Here is a 25435-nt window from a genome sequence, read left to right as displayed (position 1 = left end):
AGCTTTCATAAATGCCCCCTTGATTCTGAAGGGGGTTTTGCATCCTGACAGTAATTAACTCTAAAAAAAAAGCCACCCCTAAAGGTGGCTTAAAAATTAGCAGCAAGAAATATCAGTTGCAAAAGGTAAAAAACTTATCTCATCAGCTTTCTTTCCTTTTGCCTCCTGATGCTAGTTATGAGAATTAGCAATCGTAATACAGATAAAATTCGTAGGGATGAGGACGCAGTTGTAACTGCTTAACTTCGTTAACTAGCTTGTACTCAATCCAATTTTGGATAAAGTCTTCTGTGAATACACCGCTGTCTGTCAAGAAAGCGTGATCGTTTTCCAGTGCTGACAACGCTAAATCCAGAGAACCCGGAGTTGAAGGAATCTTCGCCAGTTCTTCTGGAGATAGTTCATAGATGTTCTTATCTAAGGGTTCGCCGGGATGGATTTTATTCTTGATACCATCAATACCAGCACAAAGCATAGCCGCAAATGCTAAGTAAGGGTTAGAGGTAGCATCCGGACAACGGAACTCTAAACGCTTGGCTTTGGGGTTAGTACCAGACAGAGGAATGCGGACAGAAGCTGAACGGTTACCTTGGGAGTAAGCCAAGTTCACAGGTGCTTCATAACCAGGTACTAAGCGCTTGTAAGAGTTGGTGGTGGGGTTAGTGATTCCCAATAATGCTGGTGCGTGTTTGAGAATACCACCGATGTAGTAGAGTGCCATTTCACTCAAACCAGCATACTTATCACCGCCAAATAAAGGTTTGCCATCTTTCCAGATAGACTGGTGACAGTGCATACCCGAACCGTTATCACCAAAAATTGGTTTTGGCATAAAGGTAACGGTTTTACCATATTTTCTGGCAACGTTCTTGATGACATATTTGTAGGTCATCAGCCAGTCAGCAGCTTCGATTAGCTTACCAAATCTGAAACCCAGCTCGCACTGACCACCAGTAGCAACTTCGTGGTGCTGCTTTTCAATCGGTACGCCGCAAGCTGCCATTGTTAACAGCATTTCTGTACGGATATCTTGGAAGCTATCAGTTGGCGGAACTGGGAAGTAGCCTTCTTTGAAGCGTGTTTTGTAACCCAGGTTGGGGCTTTCCTTTCTACCTGTGTTCCAACGACCTTCTACAGAATCTACGTGGTAGTAGCCTTCGTTGGCGGTTTGGTCGTAGCGGACATCATCAAAGATGAAGAACTCAGCTTCTGGACCAAAGAAAGCTGTGTCACCAAGGCCAGTGGAGGCTAAATAGTCTACTGCTTTTTGGGCAATCACACGGGGACAGCGGTTATACCATTCGCCTGTACGAGGTTCTTTAATGCTACAAATTATACTTAGTGTTGGCTCTTTCATGAATGGATCGATCCAGGCAGTATTTGGATCGAGAACCATTGTCATGTCTGACTCTTCGATGCCTTTCCAACCCCGAATACTGGAACCGTCGAAAGGTACGCCATCAGAGAATGAACTTTCATCGATTTGGTTGTGGTACACGGTGAGGTGCTGCCATGTCCCTGGTGTATCGATGAATTTCAGATCAATCATCTGAATGTTTTGGTCTTGAATCAATTTCAAGACTTCTTGTGGGGTTGTCATTGTTACTCCTTCTCTGCCAATTAAATAAACTCAATCTAGAATCTTCAAAGCTTGCTGACCCTGCTGAGCTGAACCCAATTGTGACACACCTGGAATATCCTAAGGATAGGAGATTAAAGAATTTTGTAGTTTTTGTTACAGTTTTTCTGGTTTAGGGGTTATTTAACCTTTCCGTAACATCTGTACAAAACACAAACATATCATCTTAGAGGGGCAACTTTGGCATAGAATCCTTAAGTAGCGGATAGATTGTTTTGTGCCGAAATCTATATTGTAATTGGCACAAAAAAATGACTCTGCATGAAAGCAGCCAGATAAATATCAAACCATAGATAGTATTGATTGGGAGAAACCGGAATGCGCGATGCAGTAACAACTTTAATTAAGAATTATGACGGCACTGGACGGTATTTTGACCGGAATGCGCTCGACAGCTTAAAATCCTACTTTGAAAGTGGCACCGCACGCGTCCAAGCTGCGGGAATAATCAATTCCAATGCGGCGGGAATTGTCAAGCAGGCTGGTTCTAAATTATTTGATGAACTGCCAGAGTTGATTCGTCCTAGTGGAAATGCTTATACCACTCGTCGTTATGCAGCTTGTCTGCGGGATTTAGATTACTATTTGCGGTACGCTACCTATGCGCTGGTTGCTGGCAATAATAATGTATTGGATGAGCGCGTGCTGCAAGGGCTGCGAGAAACTTATAATTCTCTAGGAGTTCCCATCGGTCCAACAGTTCGCGGTGTTCAGATTATCAAGGAACTTGTCAAGGAACAAGTGACTGCTGCTGGTGTAGCTAATACTGCCTTTGTCGATGAACCATTTGACCATATCACTCGTGAGTTGAGCGAGACAGATATCTAGATATTACGGGCGGGCAAATGTCCACCCCTTTATAGTATCAACAGCGATCGCTCACAAAAATTTTGGCAATAGCGATCGCTTTCTTGTATAACCATAAAAGTTTCATCAATACAATAATTAAAACATAACTTAATATTTTGCGGTCGGCTTCACTTCAACGTGAAATAAAAAAATGTTGTTTTGTCAATGAGTAATTTTGCCAAAAAAGATGCCAAATCAAAATAATCTTGAATATGACAATTTCCCTCAACAGTTGATAGTCATATTCAGTTACAAAAATTAATAGTATTCGATGAGTAACGCCCCTTCAGGAATCAATCGAGAGGGAAAGTTAGACTTTTTACCTAAAGCCTTTAAAGAAGCTATGGCAATGGGAGATTTTAGCCGTGTTAACTCTTTTACTTCCCAAAAAACTGCCCAAGTAGGTTTGTCAGTTGCAGTCGATGGCGGACGAAACTTAGATTTACCCGGATATCTACCATTACGAGAATTGGCATGACCAATATATAAACCTTGCCAAGAAGCTTCTGAGTTTAGCGGTTGATTGAGCGAGTCAGAAGCATAAATTAATACTTCTACTTCTTTATCGCCACGTAATTCATCAGCTTTACGGAAGACTTCAAAAGCCATGCTACCAAAAGCGACTTTAATTGTTTCATCACTGATTTCATTTACTAGCTTGTCCATTGTCTCTAATGCAGACAGCAGGTGCATCTCTGGAACAGCTGCCAGAATCGCAAAAGAAGTTGTTTTAGCCATTTTCTGTTCCCATATCTTAGCCTTGTAATTATAATTACGTTTACGCTCACCTAGCTCATGTGGGCGAAATTTTCCAAACAGAGATTAAACCAACTGCGATGCCTGCGGCGGGCTGCGCCAACGCTCCAAATCGGGCACAATAGAAAATGCTCACGATCCTGTACTACATTTGGCTAAACAACGACTCGACACACTTTTAGTAGAAAGGAATTTATGTACTTCTCGCGCCTTAGCACAGCGACTCATCCAGGCGGGGGAAGTCAGCGTTAATCAACAGGTTGTGGATAAGCCTGGTACAGAGGTTGATATTACATCTCATATTCAGATTAAAGAGCGATCGCGCTTTGTTTCCAGAGGCGGCGAGAAACTTGCTAAAGCTTTAGAATTCTTTGCAATTTCTGTAGCAGGACGCATTTGTTTAGATGGGGGGATTTCTACAGGTGGCTTTACTGATTGTTTACTACAAGCAGGAGCTATAAAAGTTTACGGTATTGATGTTGGTTATGGACAAGTTGACTGGCGATTGCGAAATGACTCGCGGGTGATTTTGCGAGAACGTACAAACTTACGCCAACTACAACCACAGCAGTTATATGCTGAAGCCGATGCGATACCTGATTTAGCGGTGGTAGATGTATCGTTTATTTCCTTAACGAAAATTTTGCCCGCTTTGTGGCAACTAACGCAACCGCCCCGCGAAGCAGTATTATTAGTCAAACCACAATTTGAAGTTGGTAAATCTCGCGTTGGTAAAAAAGGCGTGGTGCGCGATCCAAACGACCATGCAGACGCGATTTTCCATGTCTTGCAGGCGGCTGAAGCATTGAGTTGGAAATATCAAGGGTTAACTTGGTCACCAATTACCGGCCCGGCGGGAAATATCGAGTATCTTTTATGGTTGAGAATGGATAGCGCCACACCATCGCCCAATTTAGAAGCAATTCAGCACATCACTAAATCAGCGATCGCCAATTTGAGAGAAAATTAAGCAAAAATTAAACATCGTATATCAAGCACTCAACTGCTTCTGGATGTTGTTCGCAGTAGCTTTCTAAATCGGTTTTGCGTTTTTTGGCTTGCTGTTGATGGGCTTTCTCAGCTTGCAATTCTTCCACAATTTCCCATGCTACAGCACAATTAGCAGAATCATCGCCATTGCGATCGCAGGTTGTACGTGCTTGGGCAATAGCTTCAATAATAGCTTGTTCAAGAGTTTTTGTGCCATTTTCAGCAGCATTAACAGCAGCTTGAACTACTTCTAAATTTGTCTGCATGATACTTTTACCTTTGTGTAGTGAGATATAGATGAAACTCCTTGCCAAAGTACCTTTTGCAAGTAAATTCTATTTTGACAAATTTGCCAGGAATTGGCCTAAATATCTGGCTTTTTTACAACATTTCCTGATATTTGCATATGCCTTTTGGTAGATAATAAGTATTAAAAATGTCATCAATAATAATTTCTTATTTAGGATTACTAATTCTTCGTTACAATTACTGCTTGGTCTTCCCCTGTAAATTCCGAATTAATTATGAATAATTAGTAATTGTTCATTCATTTATAAACTTACGCGAAATTCTGGATATCACAAGTAAAAATTAGTCAATAGTCAATAGTCCACAGTCAAAAGCTTACAGTTGAGAATTTCTTGACCCTTATCCAATCACCAATGACCAATACTTAAGCAGACTCAGTACCAACAAAAATTTTTTGATAAAAAACTCCATCCATAAAGGGATGGGGTATTAGACCAGATTAAAAAAACAACTGACAACTGACAACTGACAATTGACAATTGACACGCGAAGCGCAATAAATTTTACATTTTCGTGAGCTTTGCCACTGTTGTTTCCGGAGAATTTTTTGTTTATAAGTAATGTGTTATTCAGTCTTTACTTTTCTTCATAAACAGAGGTGATTGCCCAAAAATTAATATTTTCTTTGTTGTTCAGATAGGTAATTAATGTCAGAATGAACCGTTCGTTATTAGGGATTGCTTGGGAATTAATCAGCACCCTATATTTAACCATTGTTAGTGCTTTTGTAATTGGCATACCAACCATTAAATTAGTTACTAGTAGTGTAGAGTCTATCTCGGAACCTAGCCCTTCATATTCTGGAAGACTCGACTCTCTATTTGCCAACAATTCTTCTGTGGGAGTACTGGCTATTTGCGTAGCTGAGGGAAATTGTCAGATTGATGGTAGCAAAACCCAGAACTATTTTCAAAATATTGATCCGGGTAATGGCTTGATAAATAGAGGTTGGTGTTCGGATCAAGGAAGAGGCGGTTCTAATTTAGCAAATGCAGATGCTGGATGTTTAAAACGCACTCAAAGCCGTATTCCTCGACTGATTCAAAGAATGAAGCGTGTAGGGCTAAATCCTGAAAACTACTTAGAAGCATTTGTGAATGCAACTGATTTATGGAATCAAGCATCTCCCAGAGTTAGTGATGCTTTCCCCTCTGCTTATCGCACCGCAATCAACCGAGGATTGCAAGGGCATGAAGCGATTTTGTGGGCAAGGGTAGAAGCTTTTCGTGATGAATCAGGAGAACTATCAGCAGGCAACATAGATATAGATAGAGGTGTTTATCGAGGGTTATTTGGTATTTGTGCAAACCCACAGAACACTTATTATCAAAGTCGGTTGCAGACTTATGCTTTGATGTCAGAACGCTGGCGTTGGTCTTGTATAGCTTTAGATCAAAGAAGGCGAGTCAAAGCCATCCAAAATATCTTTAAGGGAATTAATTAAGTCTAGGTATTAGAACTCTTGCAAAAATCCAAATAAGACCAAAAAAAACTACAGATAAACACATTTGTTTAGATGTTTATCTGTAGTTCAATTAATTGCTGGCGACAGTTTCGGTTTGAGTTTTAACTTTTCGTCGTCCCCAAGGCTTCAGTATAGAAATGGCGATAATTGCCAGCAAGCAAATTGTTTGGCCGATTCCACCGATAATCAGAGTTTGTTGATCCCAGATATATAAGGGATTTTGCAGGGCTTGCAGTCGTTGGGCTTGCGAGGTAGCAGTAATCGCGTTTGTCCAGGGGCCAAGCCAAGCTGTCCCCACTACAATCAGCGTGACTGTAGTAATCCACTTAACGATGACCCAGTAGTGTTTGAAAAAGCCCCAAACACTCAGCCAACACAACAGTCCACCTGTAGTCGAAGACAGTATTGCTGAGGGGATGATGATAAAATCATCCAGCAGCTTCAGGACTGAGTTAATGGCATATAGTTCATCTCCGTTTGCTGTGTTGCGATTACTCAAAGCAATCAGCAGCATACATAAAGAAGTACCAAACCAAATAGCGCCAGAGGCGACATGCGCGAAAAGTAACCAGTTTTTCTGCTGGACATTGAGCTTTGGCATACTTAATTAAATAAACATCTGATAGTTACATTTATAACTACTATACCAAAGGTAAGGACGGAGATTCCGCGCAAAAAATTAGTCTGGCAATGCAGGTGTGCCTGCCTTCGCAATTTATCACAGGTGGATGAGATGCTTAACTACGCGCTTCCCTCGGTTAGGCATGACATTTTTAACTTAATCGGTAATTCAATCCCTTTTCCCCTTTTTCCCTTACCCTTTCCCCGATGTTTCTTCAGAGACATCCTCTAAATTGTGATATTATCACTACCTTGCTGATTAATAATTAATCGCAAAACTGATAAACCCAGAATTATTAAAAATAGCACCAGTCCAATTGTGCAAGCATAACTAATTTCCAAATTACTAAATGCTTGCTCATATAAATAGTAAACAATTGTTTTTGAGCTATTAAGTGGGCCGCCTTGGGTCATTATGTACACTTCTTCAAATACTTTGGTAGCAGAAATAGCGGAAATTACCGCCACTAAAGCTAAATAAGGTTTCATTAAAGGAATAGTAATATCCAAATGTTTGCGGATACCATCTGAACCGTCAATTGCTGCGGCTTCATACACATCAGCAGGAATTGATTGTAACCCTGCTAAGTAAATTACCATGTAGTAGCCTAAACCTTTCCACACAGTAACAGCCATAACACTTGCTAAAGAAATCGGCACAATGCCCAAAATTTTGCTAGGGCTAGTTAGCCAGGGAATTCCTTCTCCAAAAATACCCACAGCTTTAAAAAACTGATTCAATAAGCCATTTTCTGCATACAACCATTTCCAAGCGATTCCTGCAACTACCATTGAAATCACTACTGGTGTATAATATGCAGCTCTAAACCAATTCATTCCTCGGAGTTTTTGATTGACTAAGATTGCCAATCCTAAAGGAGCAATTACTAAAATCGGTACTACACCGACAAGATAGAGGAAAGTATTGGTTAAAGTTTGCCAAAAAACTGCATCTCGCCAAAGCTTGAGGAAGTTAGTAATACCTATCCATTGTGGCGGCTGGGCAATATCTTCATAGCTGGTAAAACTGAGGTAAAATGCTTGCAAGGCAGGCCAAAAGACAGTTAAACCCAAAATTAGTAAGGCGGGCAGCAAAAATAAATAAGGAGTTAAGTAAGTCGGCAGAATTAAAGATAACTGGCGAGGGTTGTCATTTGTCATTTTTTATTGGTCATTTGTAAGGGTTTGAGAGGTATTTACATTTAATTCGAGTGTTTCTCAAGGTACAGCAGAAGGTGTGTACTTAGCCGGATATGCTGCACAATTAAATTCAGATTATATAGAAAAAATAATGAAATTATGGAAAAAGCGAGCGAATAAACAACTCAATCGCACAGTAGAAGACTATTTAAATGATTCGCAGCGCAGAATTTACCAGTTTCAACCTCAACAAATTTGGTTGACTGGTAATCGCTTAGCAGTTGGTAATCAATTAGTGGATACTAAGATTCAAATCAGCTTGTCCAGCTTTTTGAATTGAATACCGCGTATCCCTGCCAAGAATTGTTGACAAAATCACTTTTTGATGATATTGGCATTGATGCGATCGCAGCTCGTGCTGAGGTAGTTAGTGGTTAGTTGAAGGTGACTTCTGCCAAAGGCGATCGCGAATTAATTGCAATTGCGCTGGGGTACTAATTGGGCTGCGTGGCGATGGCAGTTCTGTATTAGGCCAATTAGGTAAAGTACTACAGGGACAAAATAAAGCCGGCATCCCAATATTGCGCATTGCTACTGGCATATCGCAACGACTACAAGGTAGCAGTTCCCATGCTGGCGTTAGGAGTTCGGCAATTGTTTCATCAGTTCCTTCTAAATTACACTCATCGGCCTGCGAGCGAATTTCCTGCCAGCACTCTTCAAATTCTTCACTATAGCGATCGCCTTGTAGCACTTGTTGCGGCAACAAGTATGCTCTACCATTGCCCACTATTACCTGTCTACCCAACTGAAACCAGTAGGCTAGAAATTTTTTAACGTCTTGTTCGGTTGCCATACTTTTAATTCTAGATTTAAGTTTGGAACTTTACGTCATTAAATCTTGAATAAACGATTAAGAACATAAAGTCATCGGTCGTGGGGCATGGGGTATGGGGCATTTCTGATTTATCTCGCTTGTCACCCTTTCCCCTTTTCCCCTTTTCCCCTTTTCCCCCCTCACCCCCCCGCAGGTGGTAATGGGGAACCCAGAACGCTGAGATTCAAAACATGACCCCCGGTTACTAAATATACAGTGTCGCAGATAAATCCTAACTGGCGTGCCAAAGAACCGAGGCGATCGCGGAATTGCCGACCTATAGGATAAGCTGGCACTACGCCCCAACCAGCTTCTTCAGCTACAAATACCATATCAGCCGCAACCAGCTGTACAGTTTCTAACAATTCTGCTATCGTGTTTTCCCAGCTAATTTCATCTTCCTCTAGAAGATTAGCTACCCAAGTTCCCAAAGAATCAACTAAAAGGCAGGTGTTTGGCTTGGCTGCGGCTAGAGTCGCAGATAGTTCCCGTGGTACACACAGGGTTAACCAATCCTGGGGACGGCGTTTTTGGTGTGCTTGAATGCGTTTTTGCCATTCTTCATCAGTTGGATCTTCAGATGCTGTTGCTACATACACAACAGCTTTCGCCGACTGTTTAGCGAGAGTTTCTGCCCATTCACTTTTACCAGATCTGGCTGGCCCTGTAACTAAGATAACTTTACCCAAAGTCCTTTCCTGACGCTGTTTAGTTAATTTAGGTTACAATGTCTAAACTTAATTTTTACCTTGAGGGATGAGATTGTTGGTTTTAAATATCTTTTAAGAGATAAAATTAGCACCAGCATCATTGATGCACCATTGGCAAAAGCCAAAAATCCCAACAACCCCATTCTGAATTATTTAACACTACTGGGGACAGCAAATTTCAGGATATTTTTATGAAAGCAGGCTGGAAACGTATTGAGGCAACTCTACACGATTTAGGGACTAAAACTACCGCAGATAATGCTGAAGCAGGCGCAGCGTCAAAGCGGCCTTTCTCATTTAGAATTAGCGTTGGGGCAACTGAATCTACAAATAGTGATGCAAATTCTTCACCAGAAGAGCAAAATACACAAGGAGCAACAATAGACTTAAGTGCAGATCCCCAAGGTAATTTTTATAACGCCGAGAATGTATTTTCTCAGCATAACGGGGTGCAGACTTTTACGACACCAGAAAGTGGTAGCAAAACACCAAGCCTACCTAAATTTAAATCGCCTACCTTCAGTAATCATCGCCACGCCGCCAATCCTGGATTAGCAATGAATCTGTTAACAGACATTCAAGAACAGGTTGTTGGGTGGGAGAAAGAATTGCAACAAATCCTCAAGCAAATTCAAGATCTTTATTTAGAAGGGCCGATTGTCAATGGTTGGTTAGAATGCAATCCCCAAGAAACTGAACAGGGAGGAAAAGCCACATTACGCCATGCAGAAGTCGATCGCCTCATGGACTATGTAGAAGAAATTTGTGCAACTAGTGCAAAATTATCACAATCTGGGCGTACAGGCTACCGTCTATGCGGTGTGGATGATTCAGGTAAAGTTTGGACACGTCCATGTCCCCCCGATCAGGTTCCGGCTGTCAGCATGGCGATCGCTCGTTACCAAAAGTTACGTCAACTTTTAGGGCGCAAGCAGTACCTGGAAACCCGTCTGGGACAACTAGCTGAAACTCTGGTGATTTTACACAGTCACATTCAACAAGCTTAAATTTCTGTAGATTATTTCCGAAAAAACTCGGTTGGTGAGTCTGTAATTTTTGGGATAGATTAGCAGGCAGTAGGTAACTATTTAATGTTGTCATTATTCAGTAGTCATGGTCAATCCTGACAACTAAATAATTGACAACTGATAAAAACCACATCCACAATCAATACCGATGCCAGATATCCAAATCTCTGCCATTATCTGTACTCACAATCGAGACACCTATTTAGGTGCAGCGATTGATAGTCTTTTGGCACAGGATTTTGCGGCTAACTTTGAAGTCGTGGTAGTAGACAATGGATCGAGCGATCGCACTTGTGAAGTTGTCGCCCAAAGAGCCAGCAATCCTCGCCTGAAGTATGTATTTGAACCGATTGTGGGCTTATCTGTAGCTCGTAACACTGGTGCGAACGTAGCTAGTGGTGAGATTCTCGCTTATTTAGATGATGATGCAGTGGCGAGCGATCGCTGGTTGCAAGTTTTTTATGATGCCTTCAACAATAACTCTCAGTTAGCGATCGCTGGTGGTAAAGTTACTCTTTTATGGCCTCAAGGCGTGCGACAACCACAATGGCTATCCTCTGGGTTAACCAGCAATTTGGGTGCATACGATTTGGGTGACAGCCCAATTTTGATTAATCAGCCCGGTTTAACCCCCAGAGGCTTAAATTACTCTATACGCCGTTCTTTTTTGGCAGAGATTGGCGGTTTTGATCCCCATCTCGGGAGAGTGGGCAAAAATTTATTATCCAACGAAGAACTGCAAATGACAGAATGCGCCCTGCAACAGGGATGGCAAGTCGCTTATCTTCCTGAAGCACTAGTTGCTCACAATGTTGCCCCAGAACGGCTGAACCGTTCTTGGTTTTTAAACCGGGGTTGGTGGCAAGGTATCAGTGAATGTTATCGCGAACAACTTGCTGGTAAAGCGGGTATCAGCCAGTTGCAATGGGGTAGCGAAAGATTTATCCGGGGTTTGTATAAAGCATCACAATATTTCTTTGATCCAGCAGAACGCTTTGACAAACTTGTTTATACCTATTGTCAGATTGGTTACTTAAATGCTGCAATTCAAGGTCTACTATCGACATCTAATAAAAAATAATATATATAAATCCTATTGGAGTTGTGAAAATATTTTTTAAACAAACCGCCCTCCGGGTGACGCTCCTTCGTCGCTAACGCTGCGCTAACAGCAGTTCCTCATGGGGGAAACCCCCAAGATCGGACTGCTTCACCAAGCACGCCAAGTACGCCAAGAGTAAGAGAAAAAATCTATTACCTATTACTTGCTTCTACGAGTAAGTTAATATATGAAATTTAGGACTTACGCAATTGGCACAATAAATCAAGGTTATGGTTATCAATAGTTAAAAGTCCACAGTCTAGAAATTCTTAAGCATTAAACATTTTCGCGTTCTCCTTTGCGTCTTTGCGTCTTTGCGTGAGACAAAAAAATATTTATTTAAGCAGTCCATTGACTATTGACAGTCGCAACCAGAAATCTATAAAACTTGCGTAATTACTGAAATAAAAACCCTATATAAAATCTTATATGCCATCTAAAATCCCAGTTTCTGTATTAATTCCCGCCAAAAACGAAGAAGCAAATTTACCCGCTTGTCTGACTAGCCTTCAGATGGCTGATGAAGTGTTTTTAGTTGATTCTCAAAGTACTGATAATAGCATCGCCATTGCTGAAAGTTTCGGTGCTAATATTGTGCAATTCAAATTTAATGGTAGCTGGCCAAAAAAGAAAAATTGGTCTTTAGAAAATCTACCTTTCCGGAATGAATGGGTGTTAATTGTCGATGGCGATGAACGAATTACCCCTGAATTATGGTCAGAGATTTCTCAAGTAATAAATAATGATGAATATACTGGTTATTATCTCAACCGCCGTGTATTTTTCTTAGGCAAATGGATTCGTCACGGTGGTAAATATCCTGATTGGAATTTGCGGTTATTTAAGCATCAAAAAGGTCGCTACGAAAATCTCCATACAGAAGATATTCCCAACACTGGCGATAATGAAGTTCACGAACATGTGATTTTGCAGGGAAAAGTCGGTTATCTGAAAAACGATATGCTTCATGAAGATTTCCGCGACCTTTACCACTGGCTAGAAAGACATAATCGTTATTCTAATTGGGAAGCTCGTGTTTATTACAATCTCCTAACCAATCGAGATGAGGGTGGAACCATTGGTGCAAATCTATTAGGTGATGCCGTACAACGCAAACGCTTTTTAAAAAAAGTATGGGTACGTCTACCATTTAAACCTTTGTTACGGTTTATTTTATTCTATATTATTCAGCGTGGTTTTTTAGATGGCAAAGCTGGATATATTTATGGACGACTATTAAGTCAATATGAATATCAAATAGGAGTCAAACTCTACGAATTACGCGATTGTGGCGGGACATTAAATACTGAAAAATCTCAGTCTTTACCATCATCTTTAACCCCAGAAATTGAGCAAACTGCTACTTAAAAGATTAGGGCTAAGGGCTAGGGATGAGGGAAGGGGGACAACTGACTATTGACTATTGACTATTGACAAATGACAAATGACAAACCCTTTGTAGATTTACGCAAGTATGACCAATCCTGGTTTGACCGGGGTCGTCCGAGTTGGTATATTTTGCTATGGTGGTTTGTGCAGGCGATCGCTTTTCCCCTGACTCCCCAACCGTTAAATAGCCTCCGTTGTACATTGCTGCGGCTGTTTGGGGCGCGGATTGGCAAAAGCGTATTTATCCGACCGACTGCGCGTTTTACCTATCCCTGGAAAATTTCTATTGGTGACTACAGCTGGATTGGTGATGATGTAGTTTTATATAGTCTGGATGAAATTCACATTGGGGAACACTGCGTAATTTCCCATAAATCTTATCTCTGTACTGGTAGCCATGATATTCATGACCCGGCTTTTGGTTTGAAAACAGCTAGTATTACCATTGGTAATGGGGTATGGGTGGCGGCGGATTGTTTTGTTGCGCCAGGAGTAGAAATTGGGGCAAATGCTGTGATTGGCGCTCGTAGTAGTGTTTTTAGTAATATGCCATCAGGGCAAGTTTGTCTAGGTAGTCCCTGTCGTCCCCAATATCCCAGATTATCAGAATAGTCAATAGTCAATAGTCAATAGTCCAAAGTCAAATGACTAATAACCAATGACTAATGACAAATGATCATTGATATCATGTCCGCCTGATTAAGTAGCCGTCATGAACTGCTTACACCAGAAGACATGAAAAAATTTCTGATTCCCCTCCTCGCTTGCGAGGAGGGGATTAAAGCGTGGGGTGCAATGGTTATGGGAATAATAAATAATTACCCGGACATTATATGACCATTGACAAATGACAAAGCGCAAAGTCTGAGCGGAGGTTTCCTCCGATCAGAACTTTGTAAGAATGACAAATGACAAATGACCATTAAGCATAACTTTTATCTATCGTTTTAAAAACAAAGAGTATTTGCTCTTATCGTTTGGTCAGCGTACATTAAAAGTCATCAGGTTAAACACGAACTGCAACGAACCAAACAGGTGCATGATGAATAACATCAAAAAAACATTATCAAACAGCGTTGATGCCAAACAAGTTAAACACTCTTCTATTATAGAGATGCAGGGAAATCAAAACAACTCCACAGAAGAAAACTGGACTCGCGGACAACGCCTTGCTGATAAATTAGCTTCTCATGTTGGTTCTTGGAAGTTTCTCATTTGCCAAAGTACCGTTCTCGCGGGATGGGTTGGGATGAACTTAATGCCTGGGGTTCCCCACTGGGATGAGTCACCATTCATTATGCTCAACTTAGTGTTTTCATTTGCTTCAGCTTACACTGCTCCGATTGTTTTGATGAGTCAGAATCGCCAGTCTGATACCGATCGCAGAAATGCTGAAATGGATCACCAAGTGAATCTCAGAGCCGGACAAAATATTGAACTGCTGCATCAAAAATTTGATGAATTACATACTCAACAGCTAAACGAACTGACTCAAATTATCAAAGAGCAGCAACAAGTTCTTAATCAGCTAAAAGTCAATTTAGTACCTGAATCTAAACAAATTAAAGAGGTTAAAGTCAGCTTCTTACCAGGTTTGCATATACAAACTAACAGCAAATTTACCAAAGAAAGTTCCAGTAATAAAGCGTTTATGGTTGATCAACCAGTTGGGGATAATAACAAAGTTGTTGAGAAGCTGAACCTGCACTAAGGGTGAAGCTCAGTACTTTTTTGATGATGGCGATCGCATTAGAGCCTGAATATTACTTTACTCGATGCATTTGTTGGTTAGGCTCAATACTCTCTGAATCTTAGTAATAACTGTCTTTTGATCAAAAACAATATTTGCGTTCAGTCTGCTAGTTTACAAACAGCGGACAAAACTTACCCATTAAATTAGAAATGTAATACCTTCATATCATGTTCAGCAAATTACTTGTCATTACGAACGCAGCGATAGCGGAGTGAAGTGCAGAGTCCGCAGCGATTGCTTCTTTTCACTCCGTTCCACTCGCAATGACATATCGTAAGTTATTAAGCGGACTTGATATCACTCATAACCACATAGCAACTCTTCAGTATTTGCAGACATCAACCAGCGTTACTTAGATAGCAACAGCGATTAGATTGAGGATAGATAGAAATGAACGAACTCTTCACTACTATTGCCACTGGCATTACAGCTTTTACAGCCACAAACTTGGATGATTTAGTTATCCTCACTCTATTGTTCTCTCAGGTTAATAAAACTTTTCGTCATCAACATATTGTAATTGGTCAATATTTGGGTTTCTGTACTCTGGTGATTGCTAGCTTAGTGGGTTTTTTAGGCGGCTTGGTATTACCATCTAGTTGGATTGGACTTCTGGGTTTAGTGCCTATTACTATTGGGTTAAATCGGTTGCTGAATTCAGAAAGCGATTCTGAATCAGATACCGAATTAGAAACCGATTTTTCACATTCTTCTGCCTTAGCTAATTTTTTATCTCCCCAGGCTTATAGTGTGGCGGCGATTACTATCGCCAATGGCAGTGATAATGTCGGGATTTATATGCCATTATTTGCGCATACTGCACTTTCTAGTTTGCTGGTGATCGTTGCAGTTTTTCTGGTACTGGTTGGGGTTTGGTGCTACGTGACATACAAGCTGACTTGCCAAGTTACGATCGCTAATTTACTCACCCGTTATGGCAATCATCTTGTTCCCTTTGTGTTGATAGGCTTAGGTGTGTTTATTATCTTAGACAGCGCCTCTTTAACTCCTATTTTCCTAGCAGCTAGCTGTCTGTTTTTAGTAGGACTGATCAAAACAATTCAATATTCCAAATTCAAAACTGAAAGTTTGTAATAGTTAAATAAATATGAAAAATTTACCCATTTATCTAATTGTGTTAGTACTTTTAATCAACTTAGTAGTTGCTTGCCCTTCTTGGGCAGAAAGCTCCTCTTCTTTAATGAGTAATTCAGACTATTTTCAAGTTGGTCAAAAAGTAATTTGGCTTTACAAAGCCCGCGCAGACTCTACCAATGTCCAAAGAATTCCCGCCGAAATCATCAAATTAGGCAATAAGCAAGTACAAATTAAAGTTTCATTACACGACAACGAATTTGTCAATCGCTGGGTGAGTCGAGACAGACTGGAGAATTTTCCCCAATTGAAAGAGTCATATCTTTTACGATGAAAATCTGATATTTATTTAGAAGCAAGTCTAATCGCAAATAAAGGAGAAAAGTATGCAGTTTTTCAAAGTTATTCTTGTTGCTCTTGTGTTGATTTTAAACATGATGATTGCTCAACCTTCTTGGGCGGGTAAGGATTTTACCAAAGGCGCTGACTATGCAGAGGTAACTCAGGAATTTAATCAACTTCTAACTGTGCAAAATGCACCTGAACAAGCAGGCTATACACCTGAGCAACTTCAGCAACGATTGGCACAGTTGCAGTCTCAAAAGTATACTATGGAAACAGCTAGGAAGCGGGCGCAGTGCCGCAATGAAACGGGAAGAACATTGGCTGTCTATGCTAATAAACCGAAAAAATATCCCACCCAACTCTTTTTCTTAGCAGCAGGACAAATCACCGATGATGATTGGGATTGCGATGGTATCTACTTACCCGCAGGTAGTCAGGTAGTTCTCACTCCTGGTACTCAAGCACAAGAACTAACTGAACCAATTGCTGTTAAGTTTGTTGATGGTACACAGTCGATTGCTAGAACTAATTTTGCAACTGGTGCGATTGAATTGAATGTTCAACCTGCCAAAGTATTCAAGACTGGTGAAAGCACTTGGTTACTTCCCACGTTATCTCAAGCAGATATCGATAGACAAATTCCCACTCCCCAACTCATTGACTAATCTTTCCTATTAGTCCATAGTCAAAAGTCAATAGTCCACAGTCTATTTCTTGACTATTAATTTTTGACCGAATGTGAATTATCAAGACTTCTCCGGTTTTTATTTGGTAGGGTGTGTTATGGACTCAAGTCCTAACGCACCATTTATTTAATGAGGTAGGCATTATCAATATCTAACAGTCAGTAGATCACAAAGTTTTTTCCAGAAGTGCGATCGCCAATTCAATTTTCAGTACAATCTAGTTATAACCGATACTTTAAATTTCAATAAAATTTAGGGGTTCTATCCTTAACTGAACCTGCTCAATTTGTTCGAGGCTTTGTTTTATAAGGGTCAAAACCCTTAAACCTACCGGGAGCAACCATCCAGTAATTGTTGATTGCTATCTGTTTACGAATCTCTGAGGCTTTCTATCCCTACCAGGAAGTGTGTTTCTGTGTCACGCAGAGAAATTTTGCCCCCAATTGTGTTTTGGGCTAATTTTCATTCTTTTAGAGGATGTATAGTGATTTCTTCTAACTCCTTCAATGACAAAGTTACTGAAAATCCAGAATCAAGTTTGAATTGTATTTCAGTATTTTTAATTTGCTTAACCGTAGCTTTTGCACAGTCAATATCAGTCCATCTGAAACCAATATAGTGAGTTGTAAAAGGTTCTTTGAGCATAAACATTAATCTATCCCCAACTTGAAGCTGAGAGATTATTGGAGATAACTGAGTAGTTTCTGATTTAGAATTCAATAATGTGGATTTATTTTCAGTTGGTATATTGTTGAAAATTTCAGGTTGGTATACTTTGTTTTCGTTAGTTGGATCATGTATTAAAGTAGTTATTGGTTTCAGGAGATGCTGGCGATATTTAAGATAAGCATTATCTCTTAAAGATATCTTCCCACTACTATCTGTAAAACTCCATTCTTCTTCTAAATTTAATTCATCAACAACACTTAAATTTTTTAATGTTTTTACTTGGACACCAAATATATCGGCAACACCTACATAACGGTCATAATTACTGGGGGTTTCCAAAAAATTTAATATTTCCCAACCTTCTAAAAACTCAATTTTATAACCGTTAAAATAGTAAGTTGATATGTACTTGTGGTTATATTTTTCTTCATTCCTACCACAATAATTCTTGTTCTCAATCCAAGCTTTTCTGACTTCAGGAGCATACCTTTTATTTATAGAATTACTGATTATTTGATAGTCATTGCTGTAAATTATAATGAGTAAACACATTGTTCCGCTTTCGTCTTCATATTCACCAGCAACTAAAGAGCGAATTAAAGGAAACAGCATTGTTGATTTATTTAAGACCTTCAACAATCTCTTAATTTCGCTTTCGAGTTTTGGCTGCTTTGGTAAATAACTTTTAACTTTACAACCATTAAGTTCAGGCTGAAACAAATTTATATAATGCTTTTCCTGTTGATCTAAAGAATCTATGGGAACTGGCTGATAATAAATTCTGTGACATAATTTGCGATTTGAACGAATCAATTGCGGATACCTGTGGTGAGTTTTGCCTGTCCAGCGATTCCGCAAATTTATAGCTTGACCTACATACCACACGCGATTATTAACATCCACGATCGCGTATATTCCCGAATAAGTAGGTAAACGATTCCGTTCGGTGAAGAGAACATTGAACCAATTTTTCCACTCCATAATTTTTTGAGGGTAAGCGATCGCTTTACTCTCATAGAATGCCCATATTAAGAGTATAAAACTACATCTAATACCCTCAGTAAACCAAAAAGTTTTTTCCAAGTGCGATCGCGAAGAATGCGAAGCCGTGCTACAAGCACGGGGCTTTAAACCCAAGTTTTCGGTAAATTACAATGACTTGACAATAACCATTGTGGGACGGTATTTTTCCTTTTTGGACTCGATCGCAAATCAGTGACATGGAAAAAGTATTTGCCACAAAGTCTGGGTTTTTGCTGGATAAAGAAAACCCGGCGAGATCCCCGACTTCTTCAAGAAGTCGGGGATCTGAACCCCTACAACAGTCCGGAGTTTAGAATTTCTTGACTATTGACCATTGACATGATATACCTACTCAATTTTTAAGTTAAAGGGTAAGCGTGCGTAAACTCCTTGGGGATCGTTCATCTTTTGCAGAGTTGCTAATTCCTCTTGCAGTTTTTGAAATTCAGCCGTGAGGGGATTGGATGGTTTGATTTCTGCGGCTTTCATCCCTAAAGCACTTTGCGCCTCTTGAGTGGCTTTGCCAAAAAAGCGTTCTTCAAAGCTGCTATTTTGGGGATATTCTTTGACTTGCCAATCTTTTCCTAGCTTGGCTTGTTTTGCAGCATATTCTATGGCAGTGTTCAAACCGCCAATTTCATCTACTAAACCAATTGCTTTGGCGGCTGTACCTGACCAAACTCTGCCTTGGGCAATTTCTGCTACTCTGGATTCTGGCAGTTTCCGACCTTGGGAAACTTTATTGAGAAACATATTGTAAATTCGGTTAACACTGCGCTGGTAAATTGCTAACTCTTGGGGTGATTTGGGGCGAGAAACGGTTTGAGAGTCAGCATAGGTGGCAGTTTTCACTGAATCCCAGGTAATACCGTTATCGTTGGCTAGTTTTTGTCCGTTGAAGAGTAACCCAAATACACCAATAGAACCTGTAATGGTATTGGGTTCAGCAAAAATGCGGTTGGAGTCGCTAGAAATCCAGTAACCACCAGAGGCGGCGACATCTCCCATTGAGACAACAACTGGTTTTACCTGACGAGTAAGTCTGACTTCTCGTTGCATAACTTCGGCGGCTGTAGCGCTACCACCAGGACTGTTAACTCGCAAAATTACAGCTTTGACATCTTTATCTTGTCGCAATTTGTTGAAGATTTTCGCAAAGCGATCGCCTCCGATTTCGCCATCACCACCTTTACCATCCACAATCTCGCCTTCAGCATACACTACAGCTATTTCATTTTTTGATTTGCGTTCTAAACCGACGGATTTTCCGGGAACTTGGGCGTATTCACTCAGGCTAATTTGGCGGAAGGTTTTATCATCTTTATCGCTAGCGGTTAATTTTTTCAGATCGGTAACCACTTCATCGACATAAGCTACTCGATCTACCAAACCCCTAGTTTTAGCTTCTGGTGCTTCCAATAATGCTTGATTATCTGCGATCGCCTGCAATTTTTGCGGGGCAATTTTCCGACTTCCTCCCACCGCATTCCGCCACTCTGACCAAACATCGTCTAACAATTTCTGAGTTTGTTCGCGGTTCTCTGGACTCAATTTTGTCAGAATAAATGGTTCGACTGCTCCCTTAAATTTGCCCACGCGCACGACTTGAACACCAATACCATACTTCTGCATTGCACCTGCGAGAAACATCGGTTGCGAACTTAAACCGTTGACTTCCATCATTCCCAGGGGGTTAAGTACAACGGTATCTGCTACGGAACTGAGGTAATATTCCTTTTCCCCCCAGTCTTTACCATAGGCGACAATCTTTTTCCCCGACTCCCGGAACTTCTCTAGTGCTTGGCGGACTTCTTTCAAGGATGCATAGCCTGCGCTATTAGTTGCATCGGTGCGTGTTGCATCCAAGTAGATACCGACAATTTTAGGATCGCGGCGCGCCTTTTCCACAGTTTCCAGAACTTGGCGCAGAGCCATTCTGTTTTCTTCTACACCTGATAGCGCCTTCTGAAATATGGGATCGGAATTCGGTTCACCATCGGTGATGCTCATTGATAAGTCAAAAACTACTACAGACTTATCTTTTACTTCCGGCCCTGAATCTTTGGAACTAGCAGCCGCAAACAATAGCAATAATAGTCCAGTAGTTCCGATTCCAGTGAAAATAATCAGTCCTAGTAAACTGCCAACTAAGCTGGCAAAGGTTTGTTTCAGAAAATTACGCATTTTAGTTAATAGTTTGTTTTATGTTTTTGAGATTTATAGCTAATTTCTCACACCTTAAGCCCTAACGGCCAAAAGTCATTATTTATCTAGGAATATATGTCTGACGCTGCAAATTTTATTCTGTTTGTTAAAGAACTTATAACTATTGTATGCGTTTTGACGCTCCCATGCTTTCAGGGCGTGAGGTTATTTCCGTCTGGTAAGCTCAAGCATGACTCCAATATGCGATCGCGCGATCGCATCAATGCCATACCCTATCTTCAGACTCTTTTAGGGCTAATTTCCAACGCCAATTCCCAACGGTAGAAGCACACATCAAACGCTAGAAAGAAATTCATCTGACCTCAAATCAAGGGGGGCATTTCTGTCTTTTGTCCTAGCCAAAGCTAGCTCTAATGACGGAAATTGCGCAATATTTGCCGTTAACACCAACGCCCCCACCTCAAACCTCGCCAAATTACCCCCCATTGCCACCGAGAGCCTTTGACGTTCCATCTTCTATAATTTATAAAACCTGCACAACTAATTCTAGGCATGAAACTGTGACAGAAACTGGAAGATACAAAGATACTGTTAATCTACCCAAAACGAACTTTGATATGCGGGCAAACGCGCTCAAGCGTGAGCCGGAAATTCAGCAATTTTGGGAAGAAAATAAAATTTACGATCGCCTCAGTGAAAACAACCCCGGCGACTTATTTATACTACACGATGGGCCTCCCTACGCAAATGGCTCACTTCATATTGGTCATGCCTTAAATAAAATTCTCAAAGATATTATTAACCGCTACCAGTTGCTACGGGGGCGTAAGGTTCGTTATGTGCCTGGTTGGGACTGCCACGGCTTGCCAATTGAACTGAAAGTTTTGCAGAATATGAAGTCAGCAGAACGGCAAAATCTTACGCCTTTACAACTGCGGCAAAAAGCCAAGGAATTTGCACTAACAACTGTAGATGCTCAACGCCAAAGTTTTAAACGTTATGGTGTTTGGGGTGATTGGGATAATCCTTATCTGACTTTGAAGCCGGAATATGAAGCGGCGCAAATTGGTGTTTTTGGTCAGATGGTGTTAAAAGGCTATATCTATCGCGGTTTGAAGCCGGTTCACTGGAGTCCCAGTTCTAAGACTGCTTTGGCTGAAGCTGAACTAGAATACCCGGAAGGTCACACTTCCCGCAGTATCTACGCTGCTTTCCCCATCACCAGTCTGACGGAAGCTGCTAAACCATTGCTAGGAGAATATTTACCAGATTTGGGTGTAGCTGTTTGGACAACTACACCTTGGACAATTCCGGGTAACTTGGCGGTGGCGGTAAATGCAGACCTTAACTATGCTGTGGTGGAAAGCTCACGCAGAGACGCAGAGGCGCAGAGAGGATTTAAATACCTGATTGTGGCGGCTGATTTGGTGGAACGGTTAGCTGCAACTTTGGGAATTGAGTTAACCGTAAAATCCACATTTAAAGGGAAAGAATTAGAACATATCACCTACCGTCATCCGTTATTTGACCGCGAAAGCCCGGTGGTTGTGGGTGGTGATTACATTACTACTGAGTCTGGTACGGGGTTGGTACATACCGCCCCTGGTCATGGTCAAGAAGACTACATTGTTGGTCAGCGTTATGGTTTGCCGATCCTTGCGCCTGTGGATGATAACGGTAACTTTACCCAAGAAGCTGGACAATTTGCGGGGTTGAATGTCCTGGGTGATGGAAATCAGGCGGTAATTGATGCATTGACTGCGGCTGGTTCCTTGTTGAAGGAAGAAGCTTATGCACACAAATATCCTTATGACTGGCGGACAAAGAAACCGACGATTTTCCGTGCTACCGAACAATGGTTTGCTTCGGTAGAAGGATTTAGAGAAGAAGCACTAAAAGCGATCGCTTCGGTAAAATGGATTCCAGCCCAAGGTGAAAATCGGATCACGCCAATGGTGGCGGAACGTTCTGATTGGTGTATCTCCCGTCAGCGGGCTTGGGGTGTGCCAATTCCGGTATTCTACGATGAAGAAACCGGTGAACCACTGCTGAATGAAGAAACCATCAACCACGTCCAAGCAATTATCGCCGAAAAAGGTTCTGATGCTTGGTGGGAATTGTCGGTAGAGGAATTGTTACCCGAACAATACCGTAATAATGGTCGGTCTTACCGCCGAGGTACTGACACAATGGATGTGTGGTTTGATTCTGGTTCATCTTGGGCTGCTGTTGCCAAACAACGGCAAGAATTGCGCTACCCTGCTGATATGTATTTGGAAGGTTCCGACCAACATCGCGGTTGGTTCCAGTCAAGTTTGCTCACCAGTGTAGCGGTGAATGACATTGCACCTTACAAAACTGTCTTGACTCACGGCTTTGTCCTGGATGAACAAGGGCGGAAGATGAGTAAATCTGTGGGGAATGTGGTTGATCCGCAGGTGATGATTGCAGGTGGTAAAGACCAGAAAAAAGAACCCGCCTATGGTGCTGACGTATTGCGGTTGTGGGTGTCGTCCGTAGATTACACCTCCGATGTGCGTTTGGGTGGTAACATCATCAAGCAGTTAAATGATGTTAGAGGTAAGATTCGCAATACAGCGCGGTTCTTGTTGGGTAGCTTGCATGATTTCGACCCAGAAAAAGATGCAGTAGCTTTTGAAGATTTACCAGAACTCGACCGCTATATGCTGCACCGCATCACCGAAGTATTTCAGGAAGTTACAGAAGCCTTTGAAAGCTTCCAATTCTTCCGCTTCTTCCAAACAGTGCAGAACTTCTGCGTTGTGGATTTATCCAACTTCTATTTAGATGCTGCCAAGGATAGACTTTACATCAGTACACCCGATGGTTTCCGCCGCCGCAGTTGTCAAACAGTGCTGAAGATAGCTTTAGAGAATTTAGCACGAGCGATCGCCCCTGTGTTATGTCACACTGCTGAAGATATTTGGCAACATCTCCCCTACAAAACACCTTACAAATCGGTATTTGAAGCCGGTTGGGTGCAAGTCGAGGAAAAATGGCATAATCCAGCCATAGCAGAATTCTGGCAACAAATCCGGCAACTGCGTACTGAGGTAAATAAGGTATTAGAGCAAGCTAGGATAGAAAAATTGATTGGTTCTTCCCTAGAAGCCAAAGTCTTACTGTATATCAATGACGAGCAGTTAAAAGCTTCAGTAAAAGCACTTAACCCAGTCAAAGGTAACGGTATCGATGAACTGCGTTATTTGTTCATCACTTCCCAAGTAGAAGTATTGGATACACCCGAAGCCCTGCAAGGGTTGAAATACAACCTACAATCAGACACTTGGGGAATTGGGGTAGTGAACGCAGATGGCGAAAAGTGCGATCGCTGTTGGAACTACTCGATCCATGTAGGAGAATCAAAAGAACATCCCCTACTTTGCGAACGGTGTGTTTCAGCCTTAGCCGGCGAGTTTTAGGGATTGGGCATCCCTTCGACTTCGCTCAGGGCAAGTGGGCATTGGGCATGACTTATTTATCTCCCTCATCCCCCGTTTGCTGAGCGAAGTCGTTCGCGCAGCGTCTCGCAGAGAAGCACATCCCCCTTGTCCCCATTTCCCCTTCCCCATTCCCCATTCCCCTTACAACTTCTCTAACAACTCCTGCGCTAACTGAATAAATGCCTTAGAACCAGGAGATTGAGGATTCATTAAAACAGCCGGCATAAAACTATCAACAGCCTTCGCCACATTCACATCCACTGGGATTTGGTTCTTACAAATTTTATCTACACCAAAATCCTCAACAACGCGGTGCATGACTTGTTTATAGTATCTGCCAGTGAGAAGATTTGCACTCGACATACTGAATACAATACCCAGCATTTTGATATCAATTTTCGCCTCATGTTCGTGACTGTCTTTTAATTGCCCAATGCGTCTTTCCAACAGTTGAATACCTACAACAGATAAAGGTTCTGGTTTAGCAGGTAAAATATAGAAATCGCTGCAAGCTAAAGCACTACGAGTTAAGAGATTATAGCCAGGGGCACAATCCAAAATGATAAAATCATATTCGTCACGCACTGACTTTAATATGTTATTAATCAACACCCTTTCAAAGCGATTCCAAACCGTTTCAAAATCTTGCTCACCTAAAATCACAGATTGTTCATGCAGCATTTCTGAAACAACAAATTCATCGTATAAATCGATATCTCCTGGCAATAAATCCAATCCAGGCAAATTACAAACCTTAGATTGAACGATATCATGAATCGTCAACTTAGCATCCGGTTCCGGAGTGATAACTTGATCTATTAGATATCTAAAAGTCTTTCTATTTTTCCGCCGCTTGGCAAATTCCAAAGGCGACATCAAACTGAGTGTGGCACTAATTTGGCTGTCTAAATCTAGAACCAGCACCCGTTTTCCATGATATTTAGCTAAACAAGTAGCTAAATTAACTGTAATGGTGGTTTTACCGACACCACCTTTCATATTTGCAGTTGCAATTACATATCCCATTGGTTAAGTCCTTTGATGTCGCATCCCCATGTAGGTAGCGTACATCTCTCCTGATATATGGAAATTTTCGTTAAATTTAATATTTCTGGAATACATAAAGTAATTCCAGTGAGATGGACGCGATTGAGGCAGTCAGAATTATATAGCAACCTGACTTAAGTTGCAGAATCTTAGCAAATATTAGTAGTCGGTTTGATAAATTCTCTTGGTTGAGTAAATTTGTAGTCAATTTATCTTGAGTTGCTAGGGATCAGATCCCCGACTTCTTAAAGAAGTCGGGGATCTCAAAGCCCATCACAATTAATGTGGTGGATCGCTAGATAAGTGCTACTT

General features: G+C 41.2%; 24 protein-coding genes. 14 read left to right on the top strand and 10 right to left on the bottom strand.

The window, feature by feature from the left end:
* Window positions 1-184: 184 nt before the first annotated feature.
* Window positions 185-1600, bottom strand: a complete 1416-nt coding sequence (glnA, locus tag AACU32_RS11795; RefSeq protein WP_096599735.1) for a type I glutamate--ammonia ligase — start codon at window positions 1598-1600, stop codon at window positions 185-187.
* A gap of 357 nt (window positions 1601-1957) precedes the next feature.
* On the opposite strand from glnA, the gene apcB reads away from it, so the two are divergent.
* A complete protein-coding gene (apcB, locus tag AACU32_RS11790; protein ID WP_096599734.1) occupies window positions 1958-2467 on the top strand; it encodes an allophycocyanin subunit beta in 510 nt (169 codons plus the stop codon).
* A gap of 279 nt (window positions 2468-2746) precedes the next feature.
* Here the strand turns inward: apcB and AACU32_RS11785 are convergent, their stop codons facing one another.
* On the bottom strand, window positions 2747-3226 hold the full coding sequence (locus tag AACU32_RS11785; RefSeq protein ID WP_096599733.1) for a hypothetical protein: 480 nt from the start codon (window positions 3224-3226) through the stop codon (window positions 2747-2749).
* A 169-nt stretch (window positions 3227-3395) separates the two neighbouring features.
* Between AACU32_RS11785 and AACU32_RS11780 the strand changes: the two genes are divergently transcribed.
* Window positions 3396-4214, top strand: coding sequence for a TlyA family RNA methyltransferase (locus AACU32_RS11780; protein WP_096599732.1), 819 nt, complete (start codon window positions 3396-3398; stop codon window positions 4212-4214).
* Window positions 4215-4221: 7 nt separating this feature from the next.
* On the opposite strand, the gene AACU32_RS11775 is transcribed toward AACU32_RS11780, so the two are convergent.
* Entirely contained in the window at window positions 4222-4500 is a 279-nt protein-coding gene (locus tag AACU32_RS11775; RefSeq protein ID WP_096599731.1) for a Calvin cycle protein CP12, read from the bottom strand.
* Window positions 4501-5198: 698 nt separating this feature from the next.
* On the opposite strand from AACU32_RS11775, the gene AACU32_RS11770 reads away from it, so the two are divergent.
* Window positions 5199-5987, top strand: coding sequence for a hypothetical protein (locus AACU32_RS11770; protein ID WP_096599730.1), 789 nt, complete (start codon window positions 5199-5201; stop codon window positions 5985-5987).
* Between the two features lie 91 nt (window positions 5988-6078).
* Here AACU32_RS11770 and AACU32_RS11765 read toward each other — a convergent pair whose 3' ends face one another.
* Entirely contained in the window at window positions 6079-6609 is a 531-nt protein-coding gene (locus AACU32_RS11765; RefSeq protein ID WP_096599729.1) for a hypothetical protein, read from the bottom strand.
* Window positions 6610-6857: 248 nt separating this feature from the next.
* The gene (locus AACU32_RS11760) at window positions 6858-7790 is read right to left on the bottom strand and encodes a carbohydrate ABC transporter permease (RefSeq protein ID WP_096599728.1); all 933 of its coding nucleotides are present in this window, start codon (window positions 7788-7790) and stop codon (window positions 6858-6860) included.
* A 130-nt stretch (window positions 7791-7920) separates the two neighbouring features.
* On the opposite strand from AACU32_RS11760, the gene AACU32_RS11755 reads away from it, so the two are divergent.
* A complete protein-coding gene (locus AACU32_RS11755) occupies window positions 7921-8109 on the top strand; it encodes a hypothetical protein (RefSeq protein WP_339377796.1) in 189 nt (62 codons plus the stop codon).
* 87 nt (window positions 8110-8196) lie between these two features.
* On the opposite strand, the gene AACU32_RS11750 is transcribed toward AACU32_RS11755, so the two are convergent.
* Together AACU32_RS11750 and cobU are read right to left on the bottom strand one after the other, a co-directional pair.
* The gene (locus AACU32_RS11750; protein WP_096599726.1) at window positions 8197-8625 is read right to left on the bottom strand and encodes a hypothetical protein; all 429 of its coding nucleotides are present in this window, start codon (window positions 8623-8625) and stop codon (window positions 8197-8199) included.
* 161 nt (window positions 8626-8786) lie between these two features.
* Window positions 8787-9335 carry a bifunctional adenosylcobinamide kinase/adenosylcobinamide-phosphate guanylyltransferase gene (gene cobU / locus AACU32_RS11745; RefSeq protein ID WP_096599725.1) on the bottom strand — a complete coding sequence of 183 codons (549 nt, stop codon included), beginning with the start codon at window positions 9333-9335 and terminating at the stop codon, window positions 8787-8789.
* Between the two features lie 212 nt (window positions 9336-9547).
* Between cobU and AACU32_RS11740 the strand changes: the two genes are divergently transcribed.
* The 8 genes from AACU32_RS11740 (at window position 9548) to AACU32_RS11705 (ending at window position 16733) form a co-directional block, all read left to right on the top strand.
* The gene (locus tag AACU32_RS11740) at window positions 9548-10363 is read left to right on the top strand and encodes a hypothetical protein (RefSeq protein ID WP_096599724.1); all 816 of its coding nucleotides are present in this window, start codon (window positions 9548-9550) and stop codon (window positions 10361-10363) included.
* A gap of 169 nt (window positions 10364-10532) precedes the next feature.
* Window positions 10533-11465: a glycosyltransferase gene (locus AACU32_RS11735; protein ID WP_096599723.1), complete on the top strand. Its 933-nt coding sequence runs from the start codon at window positions 10533-10535 to the stop codon at window positions 11463-11465.
* A 450-nt stretch (window positions 11466-11915) separates the two neighbouring features.
* Window positions 11916-12854, top strand: a complete 939-nt coding sequence (locus tag AACU32_RS11730) for a glycosyltransferase family 2 protein (protein ID WP_096599722.1) — start codon at window positions 11916-11918, stop codon at window positions 12852-12854.
* A gap of 69 nt (window positions 12855-12923) precedes the next feature.
* Window positions 12924-13487 (top strand): hormogonium polysaccharide biosynthesis acetyltransferase HpsU, encoded by a 564-nt coding sequence (gene hpsU, locus AACU32_RS11725; protein WP_096599721.1) that lies wholly within the window; start codon window positions 12924-12926, stop codon window positions 13485-13487.
* A gap of 427 nt (window positions 13488-13914) precedes the next feature.
* Window positions 13915-14586 carry a DUF1003 domain-containing protein gene (locus tag AACU32_RS11720; protein WP_339377795.1) on the top strand — a complete coding sequence of 224 codons (672 nt, stop codon included), beginning with the start codon at window positions 13915-13917 and terminating at the stop codon, window positions 14584-14586.
* 432 nt (window positions 14587-15018) lie between these two features.
* The gene (locus AACU32_RS11715) at window positions 15019-15723 is read left to right on the top strand and encodes a cadmium resistance transporter (protein WP_096599720.1); all 705 of its coding nucleotides are present in this window, start codon (window positions 15019-15021) and stop codon (window positions 15721-15723) included.
* 13 nt (window positions 15724-15736) lie between these two features.
* A complete protein-coding gene (locus AACU32_RS11710; RefSeq protein WP_096599719.1) occupies window positions 15737-16057 on the top strand; it encodes a hypothetical protein in 321 nt (106 codons plus the stop codon).
* A 52-nt stretch (window positions 16058-16109) separates the two neighbouring features.
* Entirely contained in the window at window positions 16110-16733 is a 624-nt protein-coding gene (locus AACU32_RS11705) for a hypothetical protein (protein WP_096599718.1), read from the top strand.
* A gap of 483 nt (window positions 16734-17216) precedes the next feature.
* On the opposite strand, the gene AACU32_RS11700 is transcribed toward AACU32_RS11705, so the two are convergent.
* Together AACU32_RS11700 and sppA are read right to left on the bottom strand one after the other, a co-directional pair.
* Complete coding sequence (locus AACU32_RS11700) at window positions 17217-18404, bottom strand: GIY-YIG nuclease family protein (protein ID WP_096599717.1); 1188 nt, start codon at window positions 18402-18404, stop codon at window positions 17217-17219.
* 390 nt (window positions 18405-18794) lie between these two features.
* Window positions 18795-20630, bottom strand: a complete 1836-nt coding sequence (gene sppA / locus AACU32_RS11695) for a signal peptide peptidase SppA (protein WP_096599716.1) — start codon at window positions 20628-20630, stop codon at window positions 18795-18797.
* Window positions 20631-20726: 96 nt separating this feature from the next.
* Here sppA and AACU32_RS11690 point away from each other — a divergent pair, with 96 nt between their 5' ends.
* Both AACU32_RS11690 and ileS read left to right on the top strand, forming a co-directional pair.
* Window positions 20727-20936: a hypothetical protein gene (locus AACU32_RS11690; protein WP_339377794.1), complete on the top strand. Its 210-nt coding sequence runs from the start codon at window positions 20727-20729 to the stop codon at window positions 20934-20936.
* A 236-nt stretch (window positions 20937-21172) separates the two neighbouring features.
* Window positions 21173-24055, top strand: a complete 2883-nt coding sequence (gene ileS, locus AACU32_RS11685) for an isoleucine--tRNA ligase (protein WP_096599715.1) — start codon at window positions 21173-21175, stop codon at window positions 24053-24055.
* Between the two features lie 162 nt (window positions 24056-24217).
* Here the strand turns inward: ileS and AACU32_RS11680 are convergent, their stop codons facing one another.
* On the bottom strand, window positions 24218-25102 hold the full coding sequence (locus AACU32_RS11680) for a ParA family protein (protein ID WP_096599714.1): 885 nt from the start codon (window positions 25100-25102) through the stop codon (window positions 24218-24220).
* Window positions 25103-25435 lie beyond the last annotated feature (333 nt).

The organism is Calothrix sp. NIES-2100, assembly GCF_963875285.1.
GTDB lineage: Bacteria > Cyanobacteriota > Cyanobacteriia > Cyanobacteriales > Nostocaceae > Aulosira.
Note: the sequence above shows the minus strand (reverse complement) of the source record. Positions and strands in the feature narration are given on the sequence as shown.

Coding starts and splice junctions, on each gene's coding strand:
- AACU32_RS11715 (WP_096599720.1), top strand. CDS start 15,019: ATGAACGAACTCTTCACTACTATTGCCACTGGCATTACAGCTTTTACA.
- hpsU (WP_096599721.1), top strand. CDS start 12,924: ATGACAAATGACAAACCCTTTGTAGATTTACGCAAGTATGACCAATCC.
- AACU32_RS11730 (WP_096599722.1), top strand. CDS start 11,916: ATGCCATCTAAAATCCCAGTTTCTGTATTAATTCCCGCCAAAAACGAA.
- AACU32_RS11770 (WP_096599730.1), top strand. CDS start 5,199: ATGAACCGTTCGTTATTAGGGATTGCTTGGGAATTAATCAGCACCCTA.
- AACU32_RS11680 (WP_096599714.1), bottom strand. CDS start 25,102: ATGGGATATGTAATTGCAACTGCAAATATGAAAGGTGGTGTCGGTAAA.
- AACU32_RS11705 (WP_096599718.1), top strand. CDS start 16,110: ATGCAGTTTTTCAAAGTTATTCTTGTTGCTCTTGTGTTGATTTTAAAC.
- AACU32_RS11740 (WP_096599724.1), top strand. CDS start 9,548: ATGAAAGCAGGCTGGAAACGTATTGAGGCAACTCTACACGATTTAGGG.
- AACU32_RS11775 (WP_096599731.1), bottom strand. CDS start 4,500: ATGCAGACAAATTTAGAAGTAGTTCAAGCTGCTGTTAATGCTGCTGAA.
- AACU32_RS11760 (WP_096599728.1), bottom strand. CDS start 7,790: ATGACAAATGACAACCCTCGCCAGTTATCTTTAATTCTGCCGACTTAC.
- AACU32_RS11700 (WP_096599717.1), bottom strand. CDS start 18,404: ATGGAGTGGAAAAATTGGTTCAATGTTCTCTTCACCGAACGGAATCGT.
- AACU32_RS11710 (WP_096599719.1), top strand. CDS start 15,737: ATGAAAAATTTACCCATTTATCTAATTGTGTTAGTACTTTTAATCAAC.
- AACU32_RS11720 (WP_339377795.1), top strand. CDS start 13,915: ATGATGAATAACATCAAAAAAACATTATCAAACAGCGTTGATGCCAAA.
- apcB (WP_096599734.1), top strand. CDS start 1,958: ATGCGCGATGCAGTAACAACTTTAATTAAGAATTATGACGGCACTGGA.
- AACU32_RS11765 (WP_096599729.1), bottom strand. CDS start 6,609: ATGCCAAAGCTCAATGTCCAGCAGAAAAACTGGTTACTTTTCGCGCAT.
- AACU32_RS11785 (WP_096599733.1), bottom strand. CDS start 3,226: ATGGCTAAAACAACTTCTTTTGCGATTCTGGCAGCTGTTCCAGAGATG.
- AACU32_RS11690 (WP_339377794.1), top strand. CDS start 20,727: ATGTCTGACGCTGCAAATTTTATTCTGTTTGTTAAAGAACTTATAACT.
- AACU32_RS11750 (WP_096599726.1), bottom strand. CDS start 8,625: ATGGCAACCGAACAAGACGTTAAAAAATTTCTAGCCTACTGGTTTCAG.
- sppA (WP_096599716.1), bottom strand. CDS start 20,630: ATGCGTAATTTTCTGAAACAAACCTTTGCCAGCTTAGTTGGCAGTTTA.
- glnA (WP_096599735.1), bottom strand. CDS start 1,600: ATGACAACCCCACAAGAAGTCTTGAAATTGATTCAAGACCAAAACATT.
- AACU32_RS11735 (WP_096599723.1), top strand. CDS start 10,533: ATGCCAGATATCCAAATCTCTGCCATTATCTGTACTCACAATCGAGAC.
- AACU32_RS11755 (WP_339377796.1), top strand. CDS start 7,921: ATGAAATTATGGAAAAAGCGAGCGAATAAACAACTCAATCGCACAGTA.